Annotated in this window: 20 protein-coding genes; 11 read left to right on the top strand and 9 right to left on the bottom strand. The window is 57.4% G+C overall.

What is annotated here, in order from left to right:
• Positions 1-43: 43 nt before the first annotated feature.
• Positions 44-2,356 carry an aerobic respiration two-component sensor histidine kinase ArcB gene (arcB, locus tag CK911_RS20680; RefSeq protein ID WP_098972308.1) on the bottom strand — a complete coding sequence of 771 codons (2,313 nt, stop codon included), beginning with the start codon at positions 2,354-2,356 and terminating at the stop codon, positions 44-46.
• Positions 2,357-2,519: 163 nt separating this feature from the next.
• Here arcB and CK911_RS20675 point away from each other — a divergent pair, with 163 nt between their 5' ends.
• A complete protein-coding gene (locus CK911_RS20675) occupies positions 2,520-3,506 on the top strand; it encodes a DUF2860 family protein (protein WP_098972306.1) in 987 nt (328 codons plus the stop codon).
• 69 nt (positions 3,507-3,575) lie between these two features.
• Here CK911_RS20675 and CK911_RS20670 read toward each other — a convergent pair whose 3' ends face one another.
• The 4 genes from CK911_RS20670 to CK911_RS20655 all read right to left on the bottom strand — a co-directional run bounded on the left by CK911_RS20670 (position 3,576) and on the right by CK911_RS20655 (position 6,497).
• Positions 3,576-4,274: a DUF3334 family protein gene (locus tag CK911_RS20670; RefSeq protein WP_042018548.1), complete on the bottom strand. Its 699-nt coding sequence runs from the start codon at positions 4,272-4,274 to the stop codon at positions 3,576-3,578.
• A gap of 105 nt (positions 4,275-4,379) precedes the next feature.
• Complete coding sequence (locus CK911_RS20665) at positions 4,380-4,811, bottom strand: HIT domain-containing protein (RefSeq protein ID WP_068977773.1); 432 nt, start codon at positions 4,809-4,811, stop codon at positions 4,380-4,382.
• A 73-nt stretch (positions 4,812-4,884) separates the two neighbouring features.
• Positions 4,885-5,526 (bottom strand): DUF2057 domain-containing protein, encoded by a 642-nt coding sequence (locus tag CK911_RS20660; RefSeq protein ID WP_098972304.1) that lies wholly within the window; start codon positions 5,524-5,526, stop codon positions 4,885-4,887.
• A gap of 71 nt (positions 5,527-5,597) precedes the next feature.
• A complete protein-coding gene (locus tag CK911_RS20655) occupies positions 5,598-6,497 on the bottom strand; it encodes a LysR family transcriptional regulator (RefSeq protein WP_098972301.1) in 900 nt (299 codons plus the stop codon).
• A gap of 97 nt (positions 6,498-6,594) precedes the next feature.
• On the opposite strand from CK911_RS20655, the gene CK911_RS20650 reads away from it, so the two are divergent.
• On the top strand, positions 6,595-7,197 hold the full coding sequence (locus CK911_RS20650; protein ID WP_098972298.1) for a short chain dehydrogenase: 603 nt from the start codon (positions 6,595-6,597) through the stop codon (positions 7,195-7,197).
• Positions 7,198-7,299: 102 nt separating this feature from the next.
• Positions 7,300-8,262 (top strand): IS1595 family transposase, encoded by a 963-nt coding sequence (locus tag CK911_RS20645; protein ID WP_098969540.1) that lies wholly within the window; start codon positions 7,300-7,302, stop codon positions 8,260-8,262.
• Between the two features lie 103 nt (positions 8,263-8,365).
• Here CK911_RS20645 and CK911_RS20640 read toward each other — a convergent pair whose 3' ends face one another.
• The 3 genes from CK911_RS20640 to dapA all read right to left on the bottom strand — a co-directional run bounded on the left by CK911_RS20640 (position 8,366) and on the right by dapA (position 11,644).
• Entirely contained in the window at positions 8,366-9,469 is a 1,104-nt protein-coding gene (locus tag CK911_RS20640) for a phosphoribosylaminoimidazolesuccinocarboxamide synthase (RefSeq protein ID WP_098972296.1), read from the bottom strand.
• A 167-nt stretch (positions 9,470-9,636) separates the two neighbouring features.
• Positions 9,637-10,764: an outer membrane protein assembly factor BamC gene (gene bamC, locus CK911_RS20635; RefSeq protein ID WP_068977768.1), complete on the bottom strand. Its 1,128-nt coding sequence runs from the start codon at positions 10,762-10,764 to the stop codon at positions 9,637-9,639.
• Positions 10,757-11,644 carry a 4-hydroxy-tetrahydrodipicolinate synthase gene (gene dapA / locus CK911_RS20630; protein WP_098972294.1) on the bottom strand — a complete coding sequence of 296 codons (888 nt, stop codon included), beginning with the start codon at positions 11,642-11,644 and terminating at the stop codon, positions 10,757-10,759. The genes bamC and dapA overlap by 8 nt, the downstream gene beginning before the upstream one ends.
• Before the next feature lie 199 nt (positions 11,645-11,843).
• Between dapA and CK911_RS20625 the strand changes: the two genes are divergently transcribed.
• The 3 genes from CK911_RS20625 (at position 11,844) to CK911_RS20615 (ending at position 13,528) form a co-directional block, all read left to right on the top strand.
• Positions 11,844-12,377 (top strand): glycine cleavage system protein R, encoded by a 534-nt coding sequence (locus CK911_RS20625; protein ID WP_042018558.1) that lies wholly within the window; start codon positions 11,844-11,846, stop codon positions 12,375-12,377.
• A gap of 24 nt (positions 12,378-12,401) precedes the next feature.
• Positions 12,402-12,866 carry a thioredoxin-dependent thiol peroxidase gene (gene bcp / locus CK911_RS20620; RefSeq protein ID WP_098972292.1) on the top strand — a complete coding sequence of 155 codons (465 nt, stop codon included), beginning with the start codon at positions 12,402-12,404 and terminating at the stop codon, positions 12,864-12,866.
• Between the two features lie 161 nt (positions 12,867-13,027).
• On the top strand, positions 13,028-13,528 hold the full coding sequence (locus CK911_RS20615) for a YfbU family protein (protein ID WP_098972289.1): 501 nt from the start codon (positions 13,028-13,030) through the stop codon (positions 13,526-13,528).
• A gap of 63 nt (positions 13,529-13,591) precedes the next feature.
• Here CK911_RS20615 and yfbV read toward each other — a convergent pair whose 3' ends face one another.
• Positions 13,592-14,032 (bottom strand): terminus macrodomain insulation protein YfbV, encoded by a 441-nt coding sequence (gene yfbV, locus CK911_RS20610; RefSeq protein WP_042018563.1) that lies wholly within the window; start codon positions 14,030-14,032, stop codon positions 13,592-13,594.
• A 304-nt stretch (positions 14,033-14,336) separates the two neighbouring features.
• Between yfbV and CK911_RS20605 the strand changes: the two genes are divergently transcribed.
• The 5 genes from CK911_RS20605 (at position 14,337) to CK911_RS20585 (ending at position 21,080) form a co-directional block, all read left to right on the top strand.
• On the top strand, positions 14,337-15,539 hold the full coding sequence (locus CK911_RS20605; protein WP_042018565.1) for an acetate kinase: 1,203 nt from the start codon (positions 14,337-14,339) through the stop codon (positions 15,537-15,539).
• A gap of 53 nt (positions 15,540-15,592) precedes the next feature.
• Positions 15,593-17,764 carry a phosphate acetyltransferase gene (gene pta, locus CK911_RS20600; protein WP_042018566.1) on the top strand — a complete coding sequence of 724 codons (2,172 nt, stop codon included), beginning with the start codon at positions 15,593-15,595 and terminating at the stop codon, positions 17,762-17,764.
• 377 nt (positions 17,765-18,141) lie between these two features.
• On the top strand, positions 18,142-18,462 hold the full coding sequence (locus CK911_RS20595) for a ComEA family DNA-binding protein (protein ID WP_068977766.1): 321 nt from the start codon (positions 18,142-18,144) through the stop codon (positions 18,460-18,462).
• 95 nt (positions 18,463-18,557) lie between these two features.
• Positions 18,558-19,469, top strand: coding sequence for a UTP--glucose-1-phosphate uridylyltransferase GalU (gene galU, locus CK911_RS20590; protein ID WP_098972287.1), 912 nt, complete (start codon positions 18,558-18,560; stop codon positions 19,467-19,469).
• A 213-nt stretch (positions 19,470-19,682) separates the two neighbouring features.
• Positions 19,683-21,080: a peptide MFS transporter gene (locus tag CK911_RS20585; RefSeq protein ID WP_068977764.1), complete on the top strand. Its 1,398-nt coding sequence runs from the start codon at positions 19,683-19,685 to the stop codon at positions 21,078-21,080.
• Positions 21,081-21,143 lie beyond the last annotated feature (63 nt).

Here is a 21,143-nt window from a genome sequence, read left to right as displayed (position 1 = left end):
TCCTTGCCAGCAACTTCCCTCAGACTCAAGACAACCTCCAGCCTCAAGACAACAACCAGCGCCGCAGACGGGCGATATCGCCGGGATATTCGCGGCGCAGCGTCTCAATCCAGTCCTCTACGTTTTCCCACCAGGCGGGGTGATCCGGGCTCTGGATCAGCTGGGCAGTCTGCTGCAGTCGACGCAGGCCGATGGAGCCTGCCGCCCCTTTGATCTTGTGCGCCTCCTCCACCACCCCCGCCTGATCCTTGGCAATCATGTTGGAGTCGAGCACCGCCATGTAGTCGGGGAGCATCTTCTCGAACAGATCGACGCTGGAGAGCAGCACCGGCTTGCCCACGGTATCGGCGTAGTCGGTGAGGAAGGGCAGATCCAGCAACGCATCCTGATTGCCCGCATCCGCATGCTCGTCCGCCTCATCCTCGGCCAGATCGGCAAACAGGTGACCAATCACCTCCCGCACCGCTTTGGAGCCGAGCGGCTTGTTGATCACATCCTGCATGCCGTGATCCCGATAATACTGGCGATCGCCGGTGGAATTGGCGGTGAGCGCCACCATGGGCGGCAAGCTGTCGCCATAGCGCTCCAGCAGTCTTGCGGCCACATCGAAGCCGGTCATGTCAGGCAGCTGGATATCGAGCAAAATGAGATCGAAATCATCCGGGTTGGCCATCGCCAGCGCCTGGGTGCCGTCCCGTGCCACCTGCACCTGATGACCCAGCTTGTTAAGCAAAGCGCAGGCCACCGTCACGTTGAGCTCCACATCCTCCACCAGCAGGATATCGAGGGAGGGCATCTCATCATCGGGCTCCAGCTGCACCGGCTCGGCGCAGGCCACCTCCAATTCGGCGGTGAAGCAGGAACCTTCGCCCGGATCACTGTCCACATAGAGCTGACCACCCATCGCCTGCACCAGCTGGCGGGAGACCGCGAGGCCAATGCCGGTGCCGGTAGCGTGCTTCTTGCCCTGCACCTGATAGTACATGGCGAAGATCTTCTCCTGCTGGGCGCGCGGGATGCCGACGCCGGTATCCTCTACCTCAAAATGAAGCGCCAGCTTGCCTGGCTGGTCAGCGGGATGGGAGAGGCAACGCACGGTCACGCCCCCTTCATCAGTGAACTTGACTGCATTGCCCACCAGATTCCACAACACCTGACGCAGGCGGGTGCCATCGGCCATCACAAATTGCGGCATGTCACCATCGCGATCGAAATGGAGATAGAGCCCCTTCTGCTCCGCCTGAATGCGGGAGAGGGTCTCCAGCTCGTCGAGAAACGCGGGCAAGTCGATACGGGTCGGCGCTATCTCGAGGCGACGGCGATCGAGTTTGTCGAGATCGATGATGTCATTGAAGATATTGCCAAGAGTGACCGCACTCAGATGGATGATCTTGAGCTGCTGATGCTGTTTGGCATCGAGGGGGGTATCCATCAGCATCCGGCTTAAGCCCACAATACCGTTGAGCGGGGTGCGCAACTCGTGGCTGATGGTGGAGATGAAGGTGGTCTTGTCGCGGCTCGCCTTCTCCAGCTTGTCCTGATACTGCTTGCGTTCGGTGATGTCGCGGCCAAAACCGAGCAGACCAAGCCGCTTGCCGAAGCGGTCGAAGAAGGGCACTTTGCGCAGCTCGAAGTAGGCTTTGCGGCCATCCGGGTATTCAAGCCACTGCTCGTAGGTGAGTGGCTCGTTGCTGCTGAACACTTGCCGATCGGTCTCTACGATTTTGTTGGCGATCTCCTGCTTATAGACATCGAACGGGGTCAGACCGATCAGCTCGGCCTCCACCTTGCCGGTCAGCTCCTCCATGGCGCGGTTGCAGCCAGAGAACTGCTCATCCTCGTTGCGGTAGTAAACCAGATCGGGGGAACAATCGATGAAGGAGCGCAGCAACGCGGTGCGCTCACCCAGATGCAACTGCGCCTTCTCCCGCTGAAATACCTCGTTCTCCAAATCATCGATCGCTTGCTGACGCAGATCCTCGGCCCGGTTGGTCTCGGCAATCTGGGTATTAAGGCGACTGATGTTCTCCTGCAACTGGCTATTGAGCTCCAGATCCCGCTCGCGCATATCTTGCAGCTTGCGCACCATCCGGGTCAGGCGCTGACGGGAATCCTCCAGCTGATCCACCACGATGGAGAGAAAATAGACCGCCCAGGGGGTTACCAACAGGCCAAAAAACACCGAGCGAACGAAGTCGATCACATCGATATTGCCGCGCAGGAACAGGGTCACCCCCATCTGGATGGCGACCGCCAACACTATGATTCCCGCCGCCAAGAACATGCTGAAACGCACCAGTCCCAGCTTGGTCATCAGGTCGACGTAATATTGCGCCCAGGATTTAATCTGCTTCATCTTGTTGTTTTCCCCCGATATTCGCGGTACAGAATAACAGCACAACCGAGTGAACTCTTCTTAATCTCATACAACGACCTCTCGATTGTGTGAGCTGATAGACGAATACTGCCGGCATAACGCCAGTCGATACGCCATACACAGCATTCAGGAGCACAATTCCATGCGTCATCTTCCGCTACTTGGCCTGGGTCTGCTGGCAGCCAACAGTGCCTACGCCGATTTGGGTGCCATTCCCAAGCAGTCCGGCTGGTCCGGTTTTCTGCTGGGTGGCATCAATGTCATTGACTACCAATCCAATTTTTATAGCGGCAACGATGACCACAGCACGATCGCCGGTCTGGATGGCCCACAAAGCAGCTCCACCGTTGCGCCACTGCTCAACGCCGATATCCGCTACACCTTTGCCGATACGCGCACTCAACTCTTCCTCGGCAACCTGATTCAGGATGCCATTCGTTTCGACTTCACCCAGCAACTGGGGCTGCGGCAGGAGCTGGGAGACAAGGGGATTGTCGGTGGCTCGCTGGTGTTCAGCGCCATGCCAACCGAACAGTGGAGCGATCCATACGCCGTGGGGGTAGCCCGCAGCTCGACCGATATCAACTCCACCGGGGCACGGGCAAGCTGGGATAAAATCTGGGGCAGCAACTTCAACGGCAGCCTGACTACCCGCAATATCGATGTCGATGAAGAACGCAGCGGCAGCCAATATGGTGCCGAGACAGCAGCCAAGCTGGATCGCAACGGCAAGATCCACGCTCTCGAACTCTCCTATCAGTGGCGTTTTGCCCCCGGCCAAGTGCTTGAACCTGCGCTGATCTATCGCGATGCAGACCTTGATGGCAGCGCCCAGCGCTACAAACAGAGCGGCATACAGCTGACCTATGCCAAGCGGGGGCCCCAGTGGTCATTAGTCAATAACCTCTACCTCGGCCAAAGTAACTATGACGAGGCCAATCCCCTCTTTGGCCAGTACGCCGATGCCGACGAGTTTGCCGCAAACGTCATCTTTTTCTGGCATAACCTGTTTGGCGTCAGCGCCCTCTCGGCCACCGCCAGTGCGGCGTATGCCAAATCCAGCTCGGATATCAGTTTCTACGATTCACAAGCCACCCGCTTCAGCACTGGCCTGCTCTACAACTTCTAACCGCAGCCCTACCACGATAAAGAAGGCCACCCAATGGGTGGCCTTCTCATTTCACTCATCAACCCGACATCAGATGCCAAGGGAGTCGAGCAGATCGTCGTGATCGTTGGCGACTGGAGCTGCAGCCTGAACCGGCTTGGCTGCATCCAGCTTGGTCTGGGCGATTAGCGCATCGGGATCCAGCTCCTCGTGCTCCATCCCCTCACTGTGAATGCGGATAAACTCGGTTTTATCCATCGCCAGCTCGAGATAGAAGATGTTGTTGCGGGCGGTGAAGAAGGTGACGCGGCGCGCTTCCGGGTTATCGAGGTTGGTATCGACACTCAGCATCACCTGCTTGTTAAGCGCCAGCATCTTCGGCTGGTTCTGGGTGATATGGGTCTGCAGATCACGGCCCACCTTGACGGTAAAACTACCGACAATCTGGTTCATCAGCTCGCCCATCACGTTGCTCACCTCATCCGAGGTATGAGAGATGGCAAGATCCTCCTTGGAGAGCCCCATGCTGAGCATGTAGCTCTCGTACAGCTCCATGGCAGCGGCGGCGGAAAAGTTGATCACCACCAGACCGGAAAAACCGCCATCAAACAGCACAAAACAGCCGATATCCGGCTTGAGGCAGGTCTTGCTGATCCGCTGTACCATGCCGGAAAAACGAACCTGACTCTGCGTTGCAGCACTGAGAACCTGAGTCACCGAGTTGCACAGGCTGAGCAGCACATCCTCAGTGGTCAATACGGCTTCATCATCGGATCTTGTTACTATCATGGGACCTTCCTGAACATCGAAAATGGGCTTATCTATACCATAACTCTAACAGATGGCGCGGCCCGGAGACTGAAATAGCGACACGCCTCTCAGTTGACTCCGCTATCAGCAGTCACAGGGGGTGAAACCGCTTAGCTTGGCGAGCCGGGTACGCCATCTATCGCCTTGTTCAGCCAACTCTTGTGGCTCATAAGGCTCGGCCGGATGAGCCCCCCAGATGGGGCCAGGCCAGGCGCGGTCCGTTGCAAAACGGGCAACATGGTGAAGATGGAGTTGCGGCACCAGATTGCCCAGCGCCCCTATGTTGATCTTGTCCGGGCTGAGGGCCTGTTCCATCAGGGTGGCGACGGCGCAGGACTCCTGCATCAGCTGTTGCTGCTGCTCCGGCGCCAGATGGTGAATTTCCCGCAAATCGGCCACTCGCGGCACCAGGATCAGCCAGGGATACTGGCTGTCTTTGGCCAGCAAGACACGGCAGAGGGGCAGATCCCCGAGCAACCGGGTATCTGCCTGCAGGCGTGAATGCAATTCAAACATGAAAACCTCGTTGAGTTCGATGAACGGAGCGCCTGAAAAAGGAGTGTCCACGTTACTGCAACGGGCGGAAAACTTAAAGCTGCGGCACGGCCCAACCGATAAAGCGCTTGCGCAGAGCCGGATCAGCCTTGAGGAACAACTGCTGCAACTGCCCTTCCAGCTCGCTGGCGGCCACAACGGGTTGCGCCCCACCAGCGACCGGGGCCGCTGGCTGCGCAGCAACGGCGCCTGCAGTCAGCGCCGCCTTGCCGCCGCTGCGGTTGTATTCAGCCAGTTTGCCGTTCCAATCCACCCCGAGCAGGATGCCGCTGGTCACCAGCGCATCCTGCTGGATGGCAAGCGCCCGGCTATTCTCCTGCAACCCTACCACTGGGGCCTTGGCATAGGCCTGCATCCCCCGCTCGTCTCCCGGTACGCTGGCCGTCAGCTGCAAATGCTGATTACTGCCCTGATAGCGCACCACCTGAGGCTCGGAGCTCACCTGCCGGTCATTCTCGCTGCTGCTGCGACTGGGAATGACCCCCTCGAAGCGCACCAGCAGTTGCTGCTCGCCATCCACAAGGGTGGCATGCTGCTCATCTTGCAAGGTGCCGTTGCTCACCGCGAGGATGCGAAAATTATCCGGCACCTTCACCACCACCGCAGCCTGCGCACTGCCCACCGCCAGCGCTGCACAGAGCAGCACAAACCCGGTCAACCCTCTATTGCTCTTCATTCCTGCTGATCTTCCTGCTGCCGATGATGGGTGCAGGGTAGCAGCCGAAGATGACAGAAAAATAACGCTGCTCAGAGCAGATAGCGGGGCCGCTCGGCAAACCACTGGGCCAGCACCTGCTTGAACAGCCGGATCTTGCGCGGCACCCGCCGCTGCTGGGCATGCAGCACATGGAGCTGATGCAGGCCGCTCTGCCACTCGTCGAGCACGGTCACCAGCGCCCCCGCCGCCAACGCAGACTCCACCAGCATCAGCGGGCACTTGGCATAACCCATACCGGCGCGAGCCAATTGCAGCACTGTACTGTAGTGGTTGGCCCGCACCTTGCCCTGCACCAGAATGTGGGCCTCTTCCCCCTCACGGATAAAATGCCACTGCTCCCAGGCCGGATTGTGCCCCTGCAACAGGCAGCTGCGCCCGCTCAGCTCATAGGGGGTGGCCGGACGCCCCTCGCGCGCCAACAGCTCGGGGCTGGCCACCACCACATCCTTGAGCCGACCCAGCGGCAGGGCCACCAGATTGTCCGGTACCTCGTTCATGGCGCGCAGGGCGATGTCGTTCTCCCCCTGACTCATATCGACCATCTGGTTGGTGAAATTGAGTTCCACCTCAACTCCGGGGCAGAGCGCGGCAAAGCTGGTCAGCAGCTCGCTCACCATGCGATCGCCGGTGCTGACCGGGCAGGTAAAGCGCAGGCGGCCGCCATCCTCTTCGGTCAACGCCTGAATATCCTGCTCCGCCTGCCGTGCCAGCGCGAAGATCTCTCCCGCCTGCTGATAGAGGGTCTTGCCCGCCTCGGTCAGGCTGAGGCGGCGGGTGGTGCGCTGCAACAGTTGTGCATTGAGGGAGGACTCCAGCGCGCTGACGTGGCGGCTCAGCATCCCTTTGCTGACCCCCAGCGTATCGGCGGCGGCAGAGAAACTGCCTCGCAATACCACCTCATAAAAGCTAGCCAGATGGGCGATATCCATCATTAACTCCAATATGGAAACAATGGGTTTATTTTACGCGCTTTTTCGCATTTTCTGTTGCGCTAGAATCGACACATCCCAACCAGGAGTGATGCAGATGAAAATTGTGATTGTGGGTGCCTCCGGCACCGTCGGCTCCGCGGTCAGTGAACTGCTTGCCAAAGATCATCAGGTGATCCGGGTCGGCCACAGCCGTGGCGATGCCACGGTCGACATGCGCGATCCCGCCTCCATCAAGGCGCTGTTTGCCAAGCTGGGCCAGTTTGATGCGCTGGTGGTGGCCAGCGGCAGCGTTGCCTTCAACGGTCTGACCGAGATGACCGACGAGCAGTGGCAGATGGGACTGGAAAGCAAGCTGATGGGCCAGATCAACCTGACCCGCACCGCCATCCCCTATCTGAATGACAAGGGCTCCATAACCCTGATCAGCGGCATCCTGAGCGAAGAGCCGATCAACTGGGGAGTGAGTGCCAGCACAGTCAACGGCGCCATCGATCACTTTGTGAAAGCCGCCGCCTGCGAGCTGCCCCGCGGCCTGCGCATCAACGTGGTAAGCCCCACCGTGCTGGAGGAGTCGATGGACAAATACGCTGACTTCTTCCCAGGCTTCGTGCCGGTACCCGCCGCCAAGGTGGCGCAGGCTTATAAAAAGTCGGTGCTGGGCATCCAGACCGGTCAGGTGTTCAAGGTCAACGGCTGATCGCCGCCCGCTTGCCGCCAGACCAGCAATAAAAAGGCTCTGTCCCAATTATGTGTTGAAAGGCTAAGCTTGAAGTAGGTCATTACCTTGAGGTCTACCATCATGGATACCCCAGCCTTTCAACACCTGTTGTCTCTCTTTCCACAGCTTACCCTGCGCCAACGCCGTGTTGCCCGGCAGGAGCTCATGGCGCCCCACACCATTACCTCACTCAATACCCAGCTACCTGCATGCAGCGGTTGCCCACATTGTCAGGCCGATGCCAATCAGCTGGCACCATGGGGATGGAGTCGCGGACTACGTCGCTATCGTTGCAAACTGTGTCTACGCACCAGTACCGTGCTGACCAAGACCCCCTTGGCCAGATTACGTAAAACGCAGTGCTGGGAAGACTACGCGCAAGCCCTCATTGAAGGACTCACTGTCCGCCGGGCAGCTCTGCGTTGCGGGGTCAGCAAGAACACCGCTTTCCTCTGGCGCCACCGCTTCTTGCGTGCGATGGCCGCCCATCAAGCCACACGGGAAGAGGGCATCGTTGAGGTCGACGAGACCTTCTTCCTCGAGTCGTTCAAGGGGCAGCGGGGATTACCTCGTCTGGCTCGGTGTCGAGGAGGTAAAGGGCGAACCCGGGGAACCGGGCCCGATTACATCCCTGTGATGGTGGTGCAGGACCGTGCTGGTCACCATGCAGATTTTCAGTTGGAAAAGATGAATGCCGAAACAGTTATCGCGGTCTTGAAGCCCCTGGTCTCGCCGGATGCAGTGCTGTGTAGCGATGGTGCGGGCGTATATGCCAGTTTCAGCAAAGAGCAGGGCGTGACCCATAAGGTGGTGCGCAATCGTCAGGGTGAGCGGGTAGTAGGAGCATTCCACATTCAACATGTAAACGGATATCACCATCGATTGAAAGAATGGATGGTGCGCTTTCATGGCGTGGCGACTCACTACCTGAGGAATTATCTGGGTTGGCGCAGGATGCTGGAGCGTTACGGGAAGGGAGTGAATATCAAAGCGTGTCTGCATGAGGCGCTGGGGCACCCCATGCAACACGTAATTGGGACATAGCCAATAAAAACGGGCCCCGTAGCGGGGCCCGTCTGTTTCTCTGCCTCTCTCCTTCGTCATCAGCAAACGTTTGTTTTTCGATGACAAAAAAAGAGGGCAACCCTTAGTCGATCAGACCGTACTGATCGCGCAGCACCTCGATGATCTCCTGCTTGGGATTGGCAGAGCGCACCAGCTGGTGGCCGATGATCTTCTCGGCGATCCCGACGTAGGTGTTGGAGATATCCATCATCACTTCGGTGGGCAGCTTGTTATCGCGGGCCAGGGCGAAACGTTCCGGCATGCGGTTCTTGTTGAGCAGGATGTCCGGATCCGGGAAGTGGTTGAGCAGCCACTGGCGGAAACCCTCTTTGGACTTCTCGATAATCTGACCGTCGCGCAGGGCCGCGCCGTCCCAGATACGGGAGCTGTCGGGGGTACCCACTTCGTCCATGTAGATCAGCTTCTCGTTGCCCGCCGCATCGTGAACGTAGCCAAACTCGAACTTGGTATCGACGAAGATCTGATCCAGCGCGGTCAGCGCGTCGCTGATGACGTTGAAGCCCTCTTTGAGCAGCACTTCGTAGCGGTCGATATCGGCCGGCTTGCTGAAGTTGAAGCCTTGATAGTGGCGCTCGATATCGGCACGGGAGACGTTGACGTCATCGGCTTCCGGCACACCATCCAGCCCTGTCAGTACGCCCTTGGTGGAGGGGGTGATGAGGAGCTCCGGCAGCTTCTGATCTTTTTTGAGCCCTTCTGGCAGGGTGATGCCGCAGAATTCGCGCTCACCATCCTTGTAGGCACGCCACATGGAGCCAGTGATGTACTGGCGGGCAATGGCCTCGATCATCACCGGACGGGCTTTTTGCACGATCCAGACGAAGGGGTGCGGAATATCCAGAATGTGGCTGTCAGCCAGTCCCTTCTCCTTGAACAGCTTGAACCAGTGGCTGGAGATGGCGTTGAGCGCTGCCCCTTTGCCCGGTACACCGTTCAGGCCATCCACACCTTGCCAGATACAATCAAAGGCCGAGATGCGATCGCTGATCACCATGAGGGCAAGGGGCGCATCGGCCGGCACATCATAACCTTTCTCTTTGATGAGCCGGGCACTGTCTGCCGGGGTCAACCAGTAGACGCTGCGCACTTTGCCGGAATGGACAGGTTTATCGGTACGGATCGGCAAATCGTCATTCACCGCCAATACTTGATCTGCAAGACTCATGGCTGATAACTCTTCCTGTTTGTGGGGGGTAAACATCGCAAGCCACGCTTGCCATCAACGGGTTACCACTTGACGGCAAGGGGGCTCACATCATTGAAAACATGCACCATTCGCCCTCGTTTGCAGAGGGATCCCGATATAAAAACAGGGGCACAAGGCCCCTGTATTTATTCTGCTTTTGCTGCTGCCTGATCGGCCAGCCCTTTGGCGAACGCCTCGGACAGGCTGATATACATCTGGGAGATGACCCCGGACGAGACCGGCTTCTTGTCCTTATCGAACAAGGTGATGGAGGTCTTGCCTCCCGCCATCTCGCCCAGCTGGAAGCGGAACTTCTCCTCCTCCAGTTTGAACGGTTCACTGCCCTTCTCTTTCCAGAACTTGGCGCCCGGCTCTTCGTACTCGACGTCGATCCAGCCCAGTGACTGCTGGGTGTCCTTGATAATAAAGCCGTAAGCGGGCAGTACCTGATTAAGGCGACGCCACACCTGATCAAAGGAGCCTTCAGCAATCCAGGCGCTCAGCTCGTTGTTGTCTAGCCCCAGTTGCAGAGCCATGCCATCGTTGGACTTGTGCTGTTCGCGAGCTTTCAACTGCTGGTCGTAATAGAGGGAGAACTGGTTCAGCACCCGGGCGGCATAGCGCTGGGCATCGGCAGGGGTCAGCTTGTTGCTGGTCTCGCCATCGATGGTCTCTTCATGATCCAGCACCCGTACCGACATGTTGACGGCATGGCGCTGCACATCGTTGCGCAAAGTGAACTGGTAACGCTGACGGATTTTGAAATCTTCGTCATCTTCACCCCAGCCATCGAGGGCAACCGTGTTGTCAAACCAACCGGTTTGCAATACGCCATCTTGCTGATCCAGCTTCTCGGTGGTCACCTTGTATTTGGCCAGGAAGTTCATCAGGAACGACCAGGTGTCGCGCTCCACGCTCTGGCTGGTGCTCAGGGCATAGAAGGCCACGGTTGGCTCGCTGGCGGTTTGCACCACCTGACTGCCCGGTACCACGGTCAGCAGTTGGGCTGGCGGACGCACGTCAATCTTGGCGCCGAGGGCACCTTCACGGCTGCTCTCGGGCAGCGGCGGGATATCGTACTGGCTATTGAAAGTGGGGGCGCTCAATCCTGCGGGGATCAAGAACGCACGGCCCTCGAGGCGAGCATCTTCATATTCGAAGCCCCGGTTGGCCATTTTGCGATCCTGGGGGGTGCTGCAACCAGCCAATACGGCTACGGTCGCAACGCTCAGCACCAGACGGGCTCTATTTCCCTTTCCATTTGATTTAAACACTCGCCATCAACTCCGCAGTGGTCAGTGCTCGCGCCATCGCTTGTTCGCCCTCGGCAGTGAGGTCAACCAGCGGCAAACGCAAGGTTGCTGTTGCAATCAACCCCAGCTGGGCACAGGCCCATTTCACCGGGGTAGGACTCGGTTCGCAGAACAGAGTCTGATGCAACGGCATCAAGAGATTGTTGATGTCATGGGCCTGTCCGGCATTACCGGTCAGCGCAGCACGACACATGTCGGCCATCTGGGCCGCTGCAATATTGGTGGTAACCGAAATAACACCATCGCCACCTTGCAGCATAAAATCACAACCAGTGGCATCGTCGCCACTGTAAAGGGCAAACGCCGGCCCGCACAGCTCACGCAATAACGGGGTGCGGCTCAAATCACCGGTCGCCTCTTTCAAACCGATAATGCCGGGAACCTTGGCCAGACGGGCTACGGTCTCCGGTTTGAGATCGCAGCAGGTGCGACCGGGCACATTATAAAGAATTTGGGGCAGACCACTAGCCTCGGCGATCGCACAATAGTGGCGATAGAGGCCCTCTTGGGTAGGTTTGTTGTAGTAAGGGGTAACCGAGAGCCCTGCCACCACACCGGTTTTGGCCAGTCGCTTGGTCAATTCAATGGCATGGGCGGTATTATTGGAGCCGCAACCGGCGATGACGGGAATGCGTCCGTCGGCATACTCAACGGTCTTTTCAACGACGGCGATATGCTCCTGCTCGCTCAGGGTCACCGATTCCCCTGTGGTACCCACCGCAACAATGGCGCAGGTCCCGGCGCTGACATGATAGTCGACCAAGCTGGCCAGACTGGCCCAATCGACTTCACCTGAAGCCAGCATGGGGGTAACGAGCGCAACAATACTACCGCGTAACATGGATATTTCTCCCGATTTTCAGGGGCGTAATGGTAAAGCTGCCCCCTTTTAAAAACAAGGGAGAGAGGGGATAAGCCGTGATACCATCCGCCACAAAAAGTAATGAACGAAAGTCGGCAGCGCCCATCAGGGAGTGGTCTTCACGGCCAGAGGGCTGGCTTGCGGCTTTCGCAACAAAATAATGGACGAGAGAAGATTTATGACTCATTACCTGGTCGTAACGGCCATCGGCACGGACAGGCCTGGCATCGTCAATGAAGTGACTCGCCACGTCAGTGGTTGTGGTTGCAACATCGTCGACAGCCGCCTTGGCATCTTCGGCAATGAATTTACCTTTATCATGCTGCTCTCTGGCGACTGGAACAGCATGATGCAACTCGAGATCAGCCTGCCCCTGCGCAGCCAGGAGTGGGATCTCATCACCATGATGAAGCGCACCGAGCGCCACCACTCCCTGCAGTATGATATCGGCGCCAGTGCCGAACTGTTGATCCGCGACCAGCCCGGCATCGTAAGCCAGTGCACCCAGTTCTTCAGCGAACATGGCTGGAACATCCAGGCGATGCAATCCATGACCCTGGAACAGCAGCCGTTCAACCTGCTCAAGATCAGTTTTCAGCTCAATCTGGCCCGAGCAGGGGAAGTCGAAGGTTCACAAACCGCCTTCGCCGCATTCTGTGGTGCTCTGGGTGCCGAATCGTTCGAGTTTATCGTCAATCGCAAACACGCCTGAGGGCGTTTTACCCGAGGAGACCCCATGCAACCACTCCACGCTGGCAGCCCCGCCCCCGATTTCTCCCTGCCCGACCAGAATGGCAATCAGGTCAGCCTCGCTGGCTTGCGCAGCAAGAAGGTGCTGGTCTATTTCTATCCCAAGGCGATGACCCCGGGCTGTACCACCCAGGCCTGCAGCCTGCGCGATGTGAACGCCGAGCTGGCCGCCCTCAATGTGGTGGTACTTGGCATCAGTCCGGATCCGGCCAAGCGGCTGAAGAAGTTCGAAGAGCGCGATCAGCTCAACTTCACCCTGCTGGCTGATGAGGATCATGCTGTGGCCGATGCTTTTGGCGTCTGGGGCCCGAAGAAGTTCATGGGCAAGGAGTATGACGGTATTCACCGCCAGAGCTTCCTGATCGACGAAGAGGGCAAGATCGCCCATCACTTCGACAAGTTCAAAACCAGCGATCACCATCAGGTGGTGTTGAATTTTCTCAAGGGCTAACCCTCCCCTGCGTGATTGAAAGGCCTGCCACGCAGGCCTTTGTTGTCTGGCGAACAGCCTCTTGCCCGCTGATTTTTCTCACCAATCCCCGCCCAGATCAAAAAATTCATTTTATATATGGGTTAACGTGACCCCAGAATCATCTTCCAGCGAGATACCCCATGAACATGAGCAACACCGAGCGTTTGATCCTGAGCAACCAGTACGAAATCCTGGCGAAACTCAATCCTGAAAAAGCGGCTTTCTATCAACGTGCCAGCACCATCATCGAGCGCGGCTACTGCCTGCAGATCCTCGAGCTGGAGAAGAGCTTCAGCCATCTGGATCTGGCGACCTGCCAGGAGGTAATCGATACCCTGGAGCTGCACCACGCGCTGGCTATCTCATGGGGTAATCTGGATGGGGCCGATCAGGGCGAAATCAACGCCAGCCGTCTGGAGTTCAATGGCTACAGCCGCAGCCAGGAGCGTGAGCTGGCCGACTATGTCTGCTTCCTGCTGGAGATAGACAAGCGCTTCCCCGAGCTCAAGTGCCCGTGCGACGAACTCTCCAGCGACATCGCCATGCGCGACAAATACCAGCGGATGCTGCAGGTATGGCGTCAGTGCCCCCGTCAGTACAAGCTCTCCATTCAGGAGATCCGCAAGGTGCTGGCGGCCTGATCCTCACGCCATCACCAAGCAGCAAAAAAGGCGCCAGCGGCGCCTTTTTGTATGGAAGGGGGTTTATTCGTAGAGAAAGGATTTATCGAGCTGCTGGAAGGCGGCCTTGAGGGTATCGGCCAGCTCCTCATAGCGCGGCTGGGAGACCAGCGGACGGCGCCCCCCCTGCTCGTTCATCTTGCCGTTGATCTCCCGATACCAGCTGGCAAGAGAAGGCGACAACCGAGTATCTGCTCGATGACCGAGCCAGTAGTAACCCTGCAGCGGCAAGCTCAGTAGAAACAGCACGGAGGTGATGACGGAAGGCCAGTAGTGCAGCTCGCCAAACTGGAACTGCAGCATCACGCTGAGCACTGCCAAGGCAGGAATAACCTTGAGGGAAAATTCGGTTGCCTTGATTACCCGATTTTCAGGAAACATCGAATTGAGCTCGGGACGGCGCGGCCAAAGCGTCATATAATGACGCCCTTGCTGTAACTTGGTTCCAAAAATGTTCATGCTCATACTACCTCCGAGCGCTTTTTGAACGTAACAACGGCAAAACCGCGACAAAATTTGATGCAAAATAACAAAGGTTGAGGATGACTTTGTTATTTTTCAACAATCGGGTTATCCTTTGTACGCCCATTTTTGCGTCAAAAGCATCTCGCTATTGACCTGTCAGGGACGTCTGGATTTCGGGTCTTGTATCACTATACAAGGGGCAAGCAACAGATTGCCAACCCTCATAAGGATTAGTTGAAATTTTTTGGACGCACAACGTCCAACGCATCCGCCTACACCCCCCAATCTGCGATAGGATTTATTCATGAGTAAGCTGGTTCTTGTTCTTAACTGTGGCAGCTCTTCCCTGAAGTTTGCTGTCATTGACGCAACCACCGGTGATGACCTGCTGTCCGGCCTGGCTGAGTGCTTCGGCCTCGACGACGCCCGCATCAAGTGGAAACTGAATGGCGAGAAAGGCAGTGCCGATCTGGGCGCTGGTGCCGCTCACCAGGAAGCGCTGGACTTCATCGTCAACAAGATCCTGCCGCTCAATCCGGAACTGGCCAAAAACCTGATCGCTATCGGTCACCGTGTAGTACACGGCGGTGAGCGCTTCACCTCTTCCGTTGTTATCTGCGAAGACGTCATCGCTGGTATCGAAGCCGCCGTGCCGTACGCACCGCTGCACAACCCGGCTCACCTGATCGGTATCCGTGAAGCTCGCCGTGTATTCCCGGCGCTGGCTGACAAGAACGTGGCCGTGTTCGACACCGCGTTCCACCAGACCATGCCGCAAGAAGCCTTCCTGTACGCTCTGCCGTACAAGCTCTACAAAGAGAACGGCATCCGTCGCTACGGCGCCCACGGCACCAGCCACTACTACATCAGCCTGGAAGCTGCCAAGCAGCTGAACAAGCCGGTTTCCGAGCTGAACATCATCAACTGCCACCTGGGCAACGGCGGTTCCGTCTGCGCCATCAAGAATGGCCAATCTGTTGATACCTCCATGGGTCTGACCCCGCTGGAAGGCCTGGTGATGGGTACCCGCTCCGGCGATCTGGACCCAGCCATCATCTTCTTCCTGCACGACAAACTGGGCATGAGCGTTGCTGATATCAACACCATGCTGACCAAAGAGTCCGGCCTGCTGGGTCTGACCGAAGTGACCTCCGACTGCCGTTTCGTTGAAGACAACTACGACAGCAAAGAAGAAGCCAAGCGTGCCATGGATGTTTACTGCTACCGCCTGGCCAAGTACATCGGTGCTTACGCCGCCGCCATGGACGGTCGTCTGGATGCCGTAGTCTTCACCGGTGGTATCGGTGAAAACTCCGCACCGATCCGTGCAATCACCCTGAACAAGCTGGGTCTGCTGGGCTTTGACGTTGATCACGACGCCAACCTGGCTGCCCGCTTCGGCAAGGGTGGCGAGATCACCAAGGCTGGTTCCACCAAGGCCCTGGTTATCCCGACCAATGAAGAGTGGGTCATTGCCCACGATGCGCTGGAACTGATTGGCGCTTAATTGATGCAGTAACTCGAGGCCGCCCCAGGGCGGCCTTTTCCTGATCCCAAAAAATGAACAAGGGGTATAAAGTGGCACGCACTATTATGCTTATCCCGGTCGGCACTGGTGTCGGCGTAACTTCCGTGAGTCTTGGCGTGGTTCGCGCTATGGAACGTCACGGTGTCAATGTCAGCTTCTTCAAACCGGTCGCTCAGCCGCGTCCGGGTGAAACCGGTACCGAGCGCTCTACCGCCGTTATCCGTGCAGCTGCCAACATCAACCCGCCCGAGCCGTTCACTCTCTCCTATGCCGAGAACATGATCAGCTCCAGCAATACCGATATCCTGCTGGAAGAGATCGTTGCTCGCTTCGAAGAGCACGTAAAATCCAGTGGTGCCGAAGTGCTGGTTGTCGAAGGTATGGTGCCGACCGACAAGCAGCCCTTTGCCAACAAGCTGAACTACGACGTTGCCAAGGCGCTGGACGCTGACATGGTATTCGTGACCCACCCGGGCCATGACTCCAGCCAGAAGCTGAAAGAGCGTATCGAGCTGGCCTGCTCCAACTTCGGTGGTGTCAACAACCCCCGTATCGTCGGTTGCGTGATCAACAAAGTCGGCGCCCCGGTTGACGAGCATGGCGTAACCCGCCCTGATCTGACCGAGATGTTCGAAGCTCATCACCACATGTCTGAAGCTGCCCACAATCTGGAAGTGCTGCAGGTATTTGGCAAGAGCCCGCTGCGCATTCTGGGTTGCATCCCCTGGAACACCCAGCTGATCGCCCCACGTGCCAAGGATCTCGCCAAGCATCTGGCGGCCAAGATCCTGCACAAGGGTGAACTGGACAGCCGTCGTCTGCAGACCGTGACCTTCTGTGCCCGATCCATCCACAACATGGTTGAGCACTTCCGTCCGGGTAGTCTGCTGGTAACCTCTGGCGACCGCTCCGACGTCATCGTCTCTGCCTGCCTCTCCGCCATGAACGGCGTCAAGCTGGGCGCCCTGCTGCTGACCGGTAACTACCATCCGGAACCGCAAGTGATGGCTCTGTGTCAACAGGCCATGGCTACCGGTCTGCCGATCATGATCACCGGCACCAACACCTGGCAGACCGCGGTCAGCCTGCAGAACTTCAACGTCGATATTCCGGAAGATGACCGCGAGCGTATCGAGCTGGTGCAGGATTATGTGGCTGGCCACATCGACAAGCACTGGATCGAGTCGCTGACTGTCAGCTCTACCCGCTCCCGTCGTCTGAGCCCGCCGGCATTCCGTTATCAACTGACCGAGCTGGCCCGTCAGGCCAACAAGCGCGTTGTGCTGCCGGAAGGTGAAGAGCCACGTACCATCAAGGCTGCCGCCATCTGTGCTGAACGTGGCATCGCCCGTCCGGTGCTGCTGGGCAACCCGGAAGAGATCCGTCGCGTTGCCGAACAGCAAGGCGTGGTGCTGAGCAGCAGTGTCGAGATCATCGATCCGGCCATGGTGCGCGAGCGCTATGTGCCGCGTCTGGTCGAGCTGCGCAAGAGCAAGGGCATGACCGAAGTGGTTGCCCGCGAACAGCTGGAAGACAACGTGGTACTGGGTACCATGATGCTGGAGCGCAACGAAGTTGACGGCCTGGTTTCTGGCGCGGTGCACACCACTGCCAACACCATCCGTCCGCCGATGCAGATCATCAAGACCGCTCCGGGCGCCTCCCTGATCTCCTCCATCTTCTTCATGCTGCTGCCTGACCAGGTGCTGGTGTACGGTGACTGCGCGATCAACCCGGATCCGACTGCCGAGCAGTTGGCCGAGATCGCCATCCAGTCTGCTGACTCCGCTGCCGCCTTCGGCATCGAGCCGCGCGTAGCCATGATCTCCTACTCTACCGGTACCTCTGGCGCCGGTGCTGATGTAGAGAAAGTGCGTGCCGCGACCGAGCTGGCCAAAGCCAAGCGCCCTGACCTCATCATCGACGGCCCGCTGCAGTATGACGCGGCCATCATGGAGAACGTGGCCAAGTCCAAGGCGCCGAACTCACCGGTTGCTGGTAAAGCAACCGTGTTTGTGTTCCCTGACCTGAACACCGGTAACACCACCTACAAGGCGGTACAGCGCTCTGCTGACCTGGTCTCCATCGGCCCGATGCTGCAAGGCATGCGCAAGCCGGTCAACGACCTCTCCCGTGGCGCACTGGTTGACGACATCGTCTACACCATCGCCCTGACCGGTATTCAGGCTGCCCAGGCTGAGTAATCAGCCCGTTACCTGAAAAACCGATCTCGAAGGCTGCTCACCGTTGGTGAGCAGCCTTTTTTATTAAGTATCACTGGAACACCAGCGAAACATGCCATCAGCGCAGTGTTGCGCAGAATAATCTCATCCGGCACACCAGCAACAACTTGAGCAGAGCATCTCGGGGAAGCGTGCTCGCCACATTAAAGATGCATATTAAATACATTCAAGATCATAAGGTTGAACATATGAGGGCATTCATAGCGGAGCGCTTATAGCAAATCTTCCACCATCGGCATGGCGATCTGACCTGTCAGAAATTGCAGTAAAAAAGACCCGTTCGATACGCTATTTCTCAATGTGCCGCTCGGCAACATCCACATCAAGGAGGAATGGAAATGCTGATGAAGAAGCTCTCTGCAGTCATGCTGCTGGCCTGCTTGCCCCTGTTCAGCCAACCCGTGCTGGCAGCGGAGAAAACTGCGCCCAAACAGACCACCACAACCGCTGCCGCCAAGGAGGACGGCAAACTGAATATCAATACGGCTACCCTTGCCGAACTCACCAGCCTCAAAGGTATTGGTGACAAAAAGGCGCAAGCCATCATCGATTACCGTGATAAACAGGGAAAATTCACCTCGGTCGATCAGCTGGCAGATGTCAATGGCATAGGTCCGGCCACGCTAGATGCAAACAGGGAGATGATTGTCGTCAAATAATGTCGACTGGAACAGTTGCAAATGGGGCAGCCGGTGGCTGCCCCATTTTTCTTGGAGTATCATGGCCGCACTTTCATCTCTCTGGATAGTTTTCCATGAAAAAGACTCCTCTGATCGTTCGCAAGGCCGTGCTCCCGGTAGCCGGTCTGGGTACCCGCATGTTGCCAGCCACCAAAGCCATCCCGAAAGAGATGCTGCCGGTAGTCGACAAACCGCTGATCCAGTATGTGGTACGCGAAGCGATCGCGGCCGGGATCAAGGAGATCATTCTGGTCACCCACTCAAGCAAGAACTCCATCGAAAACCACTTCGACAAGAGCTTCGAGCTGGAAGCGACCCTCGAGAAGCGGGTCAAGCGCCAGCTGCTGGAAGAGGTGCAACAGATCTGCCCGAAAGACGTCACCATCATGCACGTCCGCCAGGGCGAGGCCAAAGGCCTGGGCCACGCGGTGCTGTGCGCCCGTCCGCTGATCGGTGACAACCCCTTCGCCGTGCTGCTGCCGGATGTACTGATCGACGAGGTTGCCAGCAACCTCAAGCAGGACAATCTGGCCGAGATGGTGCATATGTTCGAAGAGAACCAAATCAGCCAGATCATGGTGGAAGCGGTGCCCGCGAGCGAAGTGGACAAGTACGGCATTGCCGATATCAGGGGCGAGGTTCTGAGCGAGGGGATGTCCCTGCCGATGCAAGCCATTGTCGAGAAGCCGCCCCGGGACGAAGCCCCTTCCAATCTGGCGGTCGTGGGCCGCTATGTGCTCTCTTCCAATATCTGGCCGCTGCTGGAGAAAACCCCGGCCGGTGCTGGCGACGAGATCCAGTTAACTGACGCCATCGCCATGTTGATGGAGCAGGAGCAGGTCAACGCCTACTTCATGAAAGGCAAGAGCCACGATTGCGGCAGCAAGCTCGGCTATATGAAAGCCAATGTGCAGTATGCAGTACGCCATGCTGAACTGAATGGTGAATTTACCGATTGGCTGAAGCAGTTCGTCAAACAGTTGTAATAGCTGAAAAATCTGTTTTTTATAGAGGTATTCAAGGGGCATCATTCGATGCTCCTTTTTCATTTATGCAACATCTTATCAATCTCTGACAAATAAATTCTCAGCAAATCATAATGTTGTAATTTATTCACACATGTTCTATAAGGATTGAGGCGTGTTTCTCGCCCTTGCATAAAAAACTCAAAAAAATATAAGACACAGGTGGAAGTTCCAATGAATAACCCGTCAAAAGGGACCTTTTTAGGTCACCCTAAAGGGCTTTTTTTGCTCTTTAGTACCGAACTGTGGGAGAGATTCTCCTATTACGGCATGCGTGCCGTGCTGGTGCTCTATCTGACTGACCTGACTGCCAACGGCGGTCTGGGCTGGAGTCAGGCAGATGCCCTCAAACTCTACGGTATCTATACCGGTCTGGTTTATATCACTCCGCTGATTGGCGGCTGGCTGGCTGACACCTTCCTGGGTCAACGTCGCGCCATCCTGATCGGTGCCGTGCTGATGGCGGCGGGTCAATTCACTCTGGCACTGCCCCATGCCATGTTCCCGGATATGGTCAACACCATGTTCTACGCCGGCCTCGCGCTGCTAATCGTGGGTAATGGCCTGTTCAAGCCGAACATCTCCACCATGGTGGGTGACCTCTATGAAGAGGGCGATCACCGCCGTGATGGCGCTTTCACCATCTTCTACATGGGCATCAACCTGGGTTCCCTGCTGGCAGGCGTGATCTGTGGTGCTGCCGCCACTGCCTACGGCTGGCAAGCGGCCTTCGTCGGCGCCGGTATCGGCATGCTGCTCTCTCTGGTGATCCAGGCCACCATGGCCCAGCGTTTCCTCGGCAACATAGGTCGCGTCACCGCCGCCCAGCGTGCTGCAGCCCTGCGCACCCATGAGCAGAAAGCGCCACTGACCAAACAGGAAGTGGATCGCATCAAGGTTATTCTGGTACTGGGCCTGTTTACCATCATCTTCTGGGCTGGTTTCGAGCAGGCCGGTGGTCTGATGAACCTCTACACCCAGGAGTATACCGACCGGATGATCGGTAACTTCGAAGTGCCGACCGCCTGGTTCCAATCCCTGAACCCGTTCTTTATCATCACCCTGGCCCCGATCGTGGCAGCCATCTGGATCAAGCTCGGCAAGAAAGAGCCGAACTCTCCGGTCAAGTTTGCCATGGGTCTGCTGTTCCTGGCTGTCGGCTTCCTGTTCATGATCGGCGCTGTGCTGCAGCAAGGTGGCGATCAAGCAGTCAAGACCTCCATGTTCTGGCTGGTGGGTGCTTATCTGTTCCACACCCTGGGCGAGCTCTGCCTCTCCCCGATCGGTCTGTCTATGGTGACCAAGCTGGCTCCGCTGCGTCTGGCCTCCCTGATGATGGGTGCCTGGTTCGGCTTCGTTGCTCTGGCCAACTATGCAGCCGGCTTTATCGGCTCCTTCGTTGGTGAAGCGGGTCCGATTGCCATCTTCGGTGGCATCGCCCTGGCTGCGGTACTGAGCGCCCTGATCCTGCTGACCATGGCTAACCGCCTGGTCTACTGGATGCACGGTGCCGAAGGCCCGGCCAAAGAGCCGCAAGCTCAAGACAAGAAACTGCAGTCCGCCGCCGTCTAAACGGTCAAAATTGTAAATAACAAACAGGGCGCCCATCGGGCGCCCTGTTTGTTTTGGCCTGTG

The sequence above is a fragment of the Aeromonas sp. CU5 genome (genome assembly GCF_002586745.1).
GTDB classification, from domain to species: domain Bacteria; phylum Pseudomonadota; class Gammaproteobacteria; order Enterobacterales; family Aeromonadaceae; genus Aeromonas; species Aeromonas sobria.
This window is presented reverse-complemented; position numbering and strand designations above follow the sequence as displayed.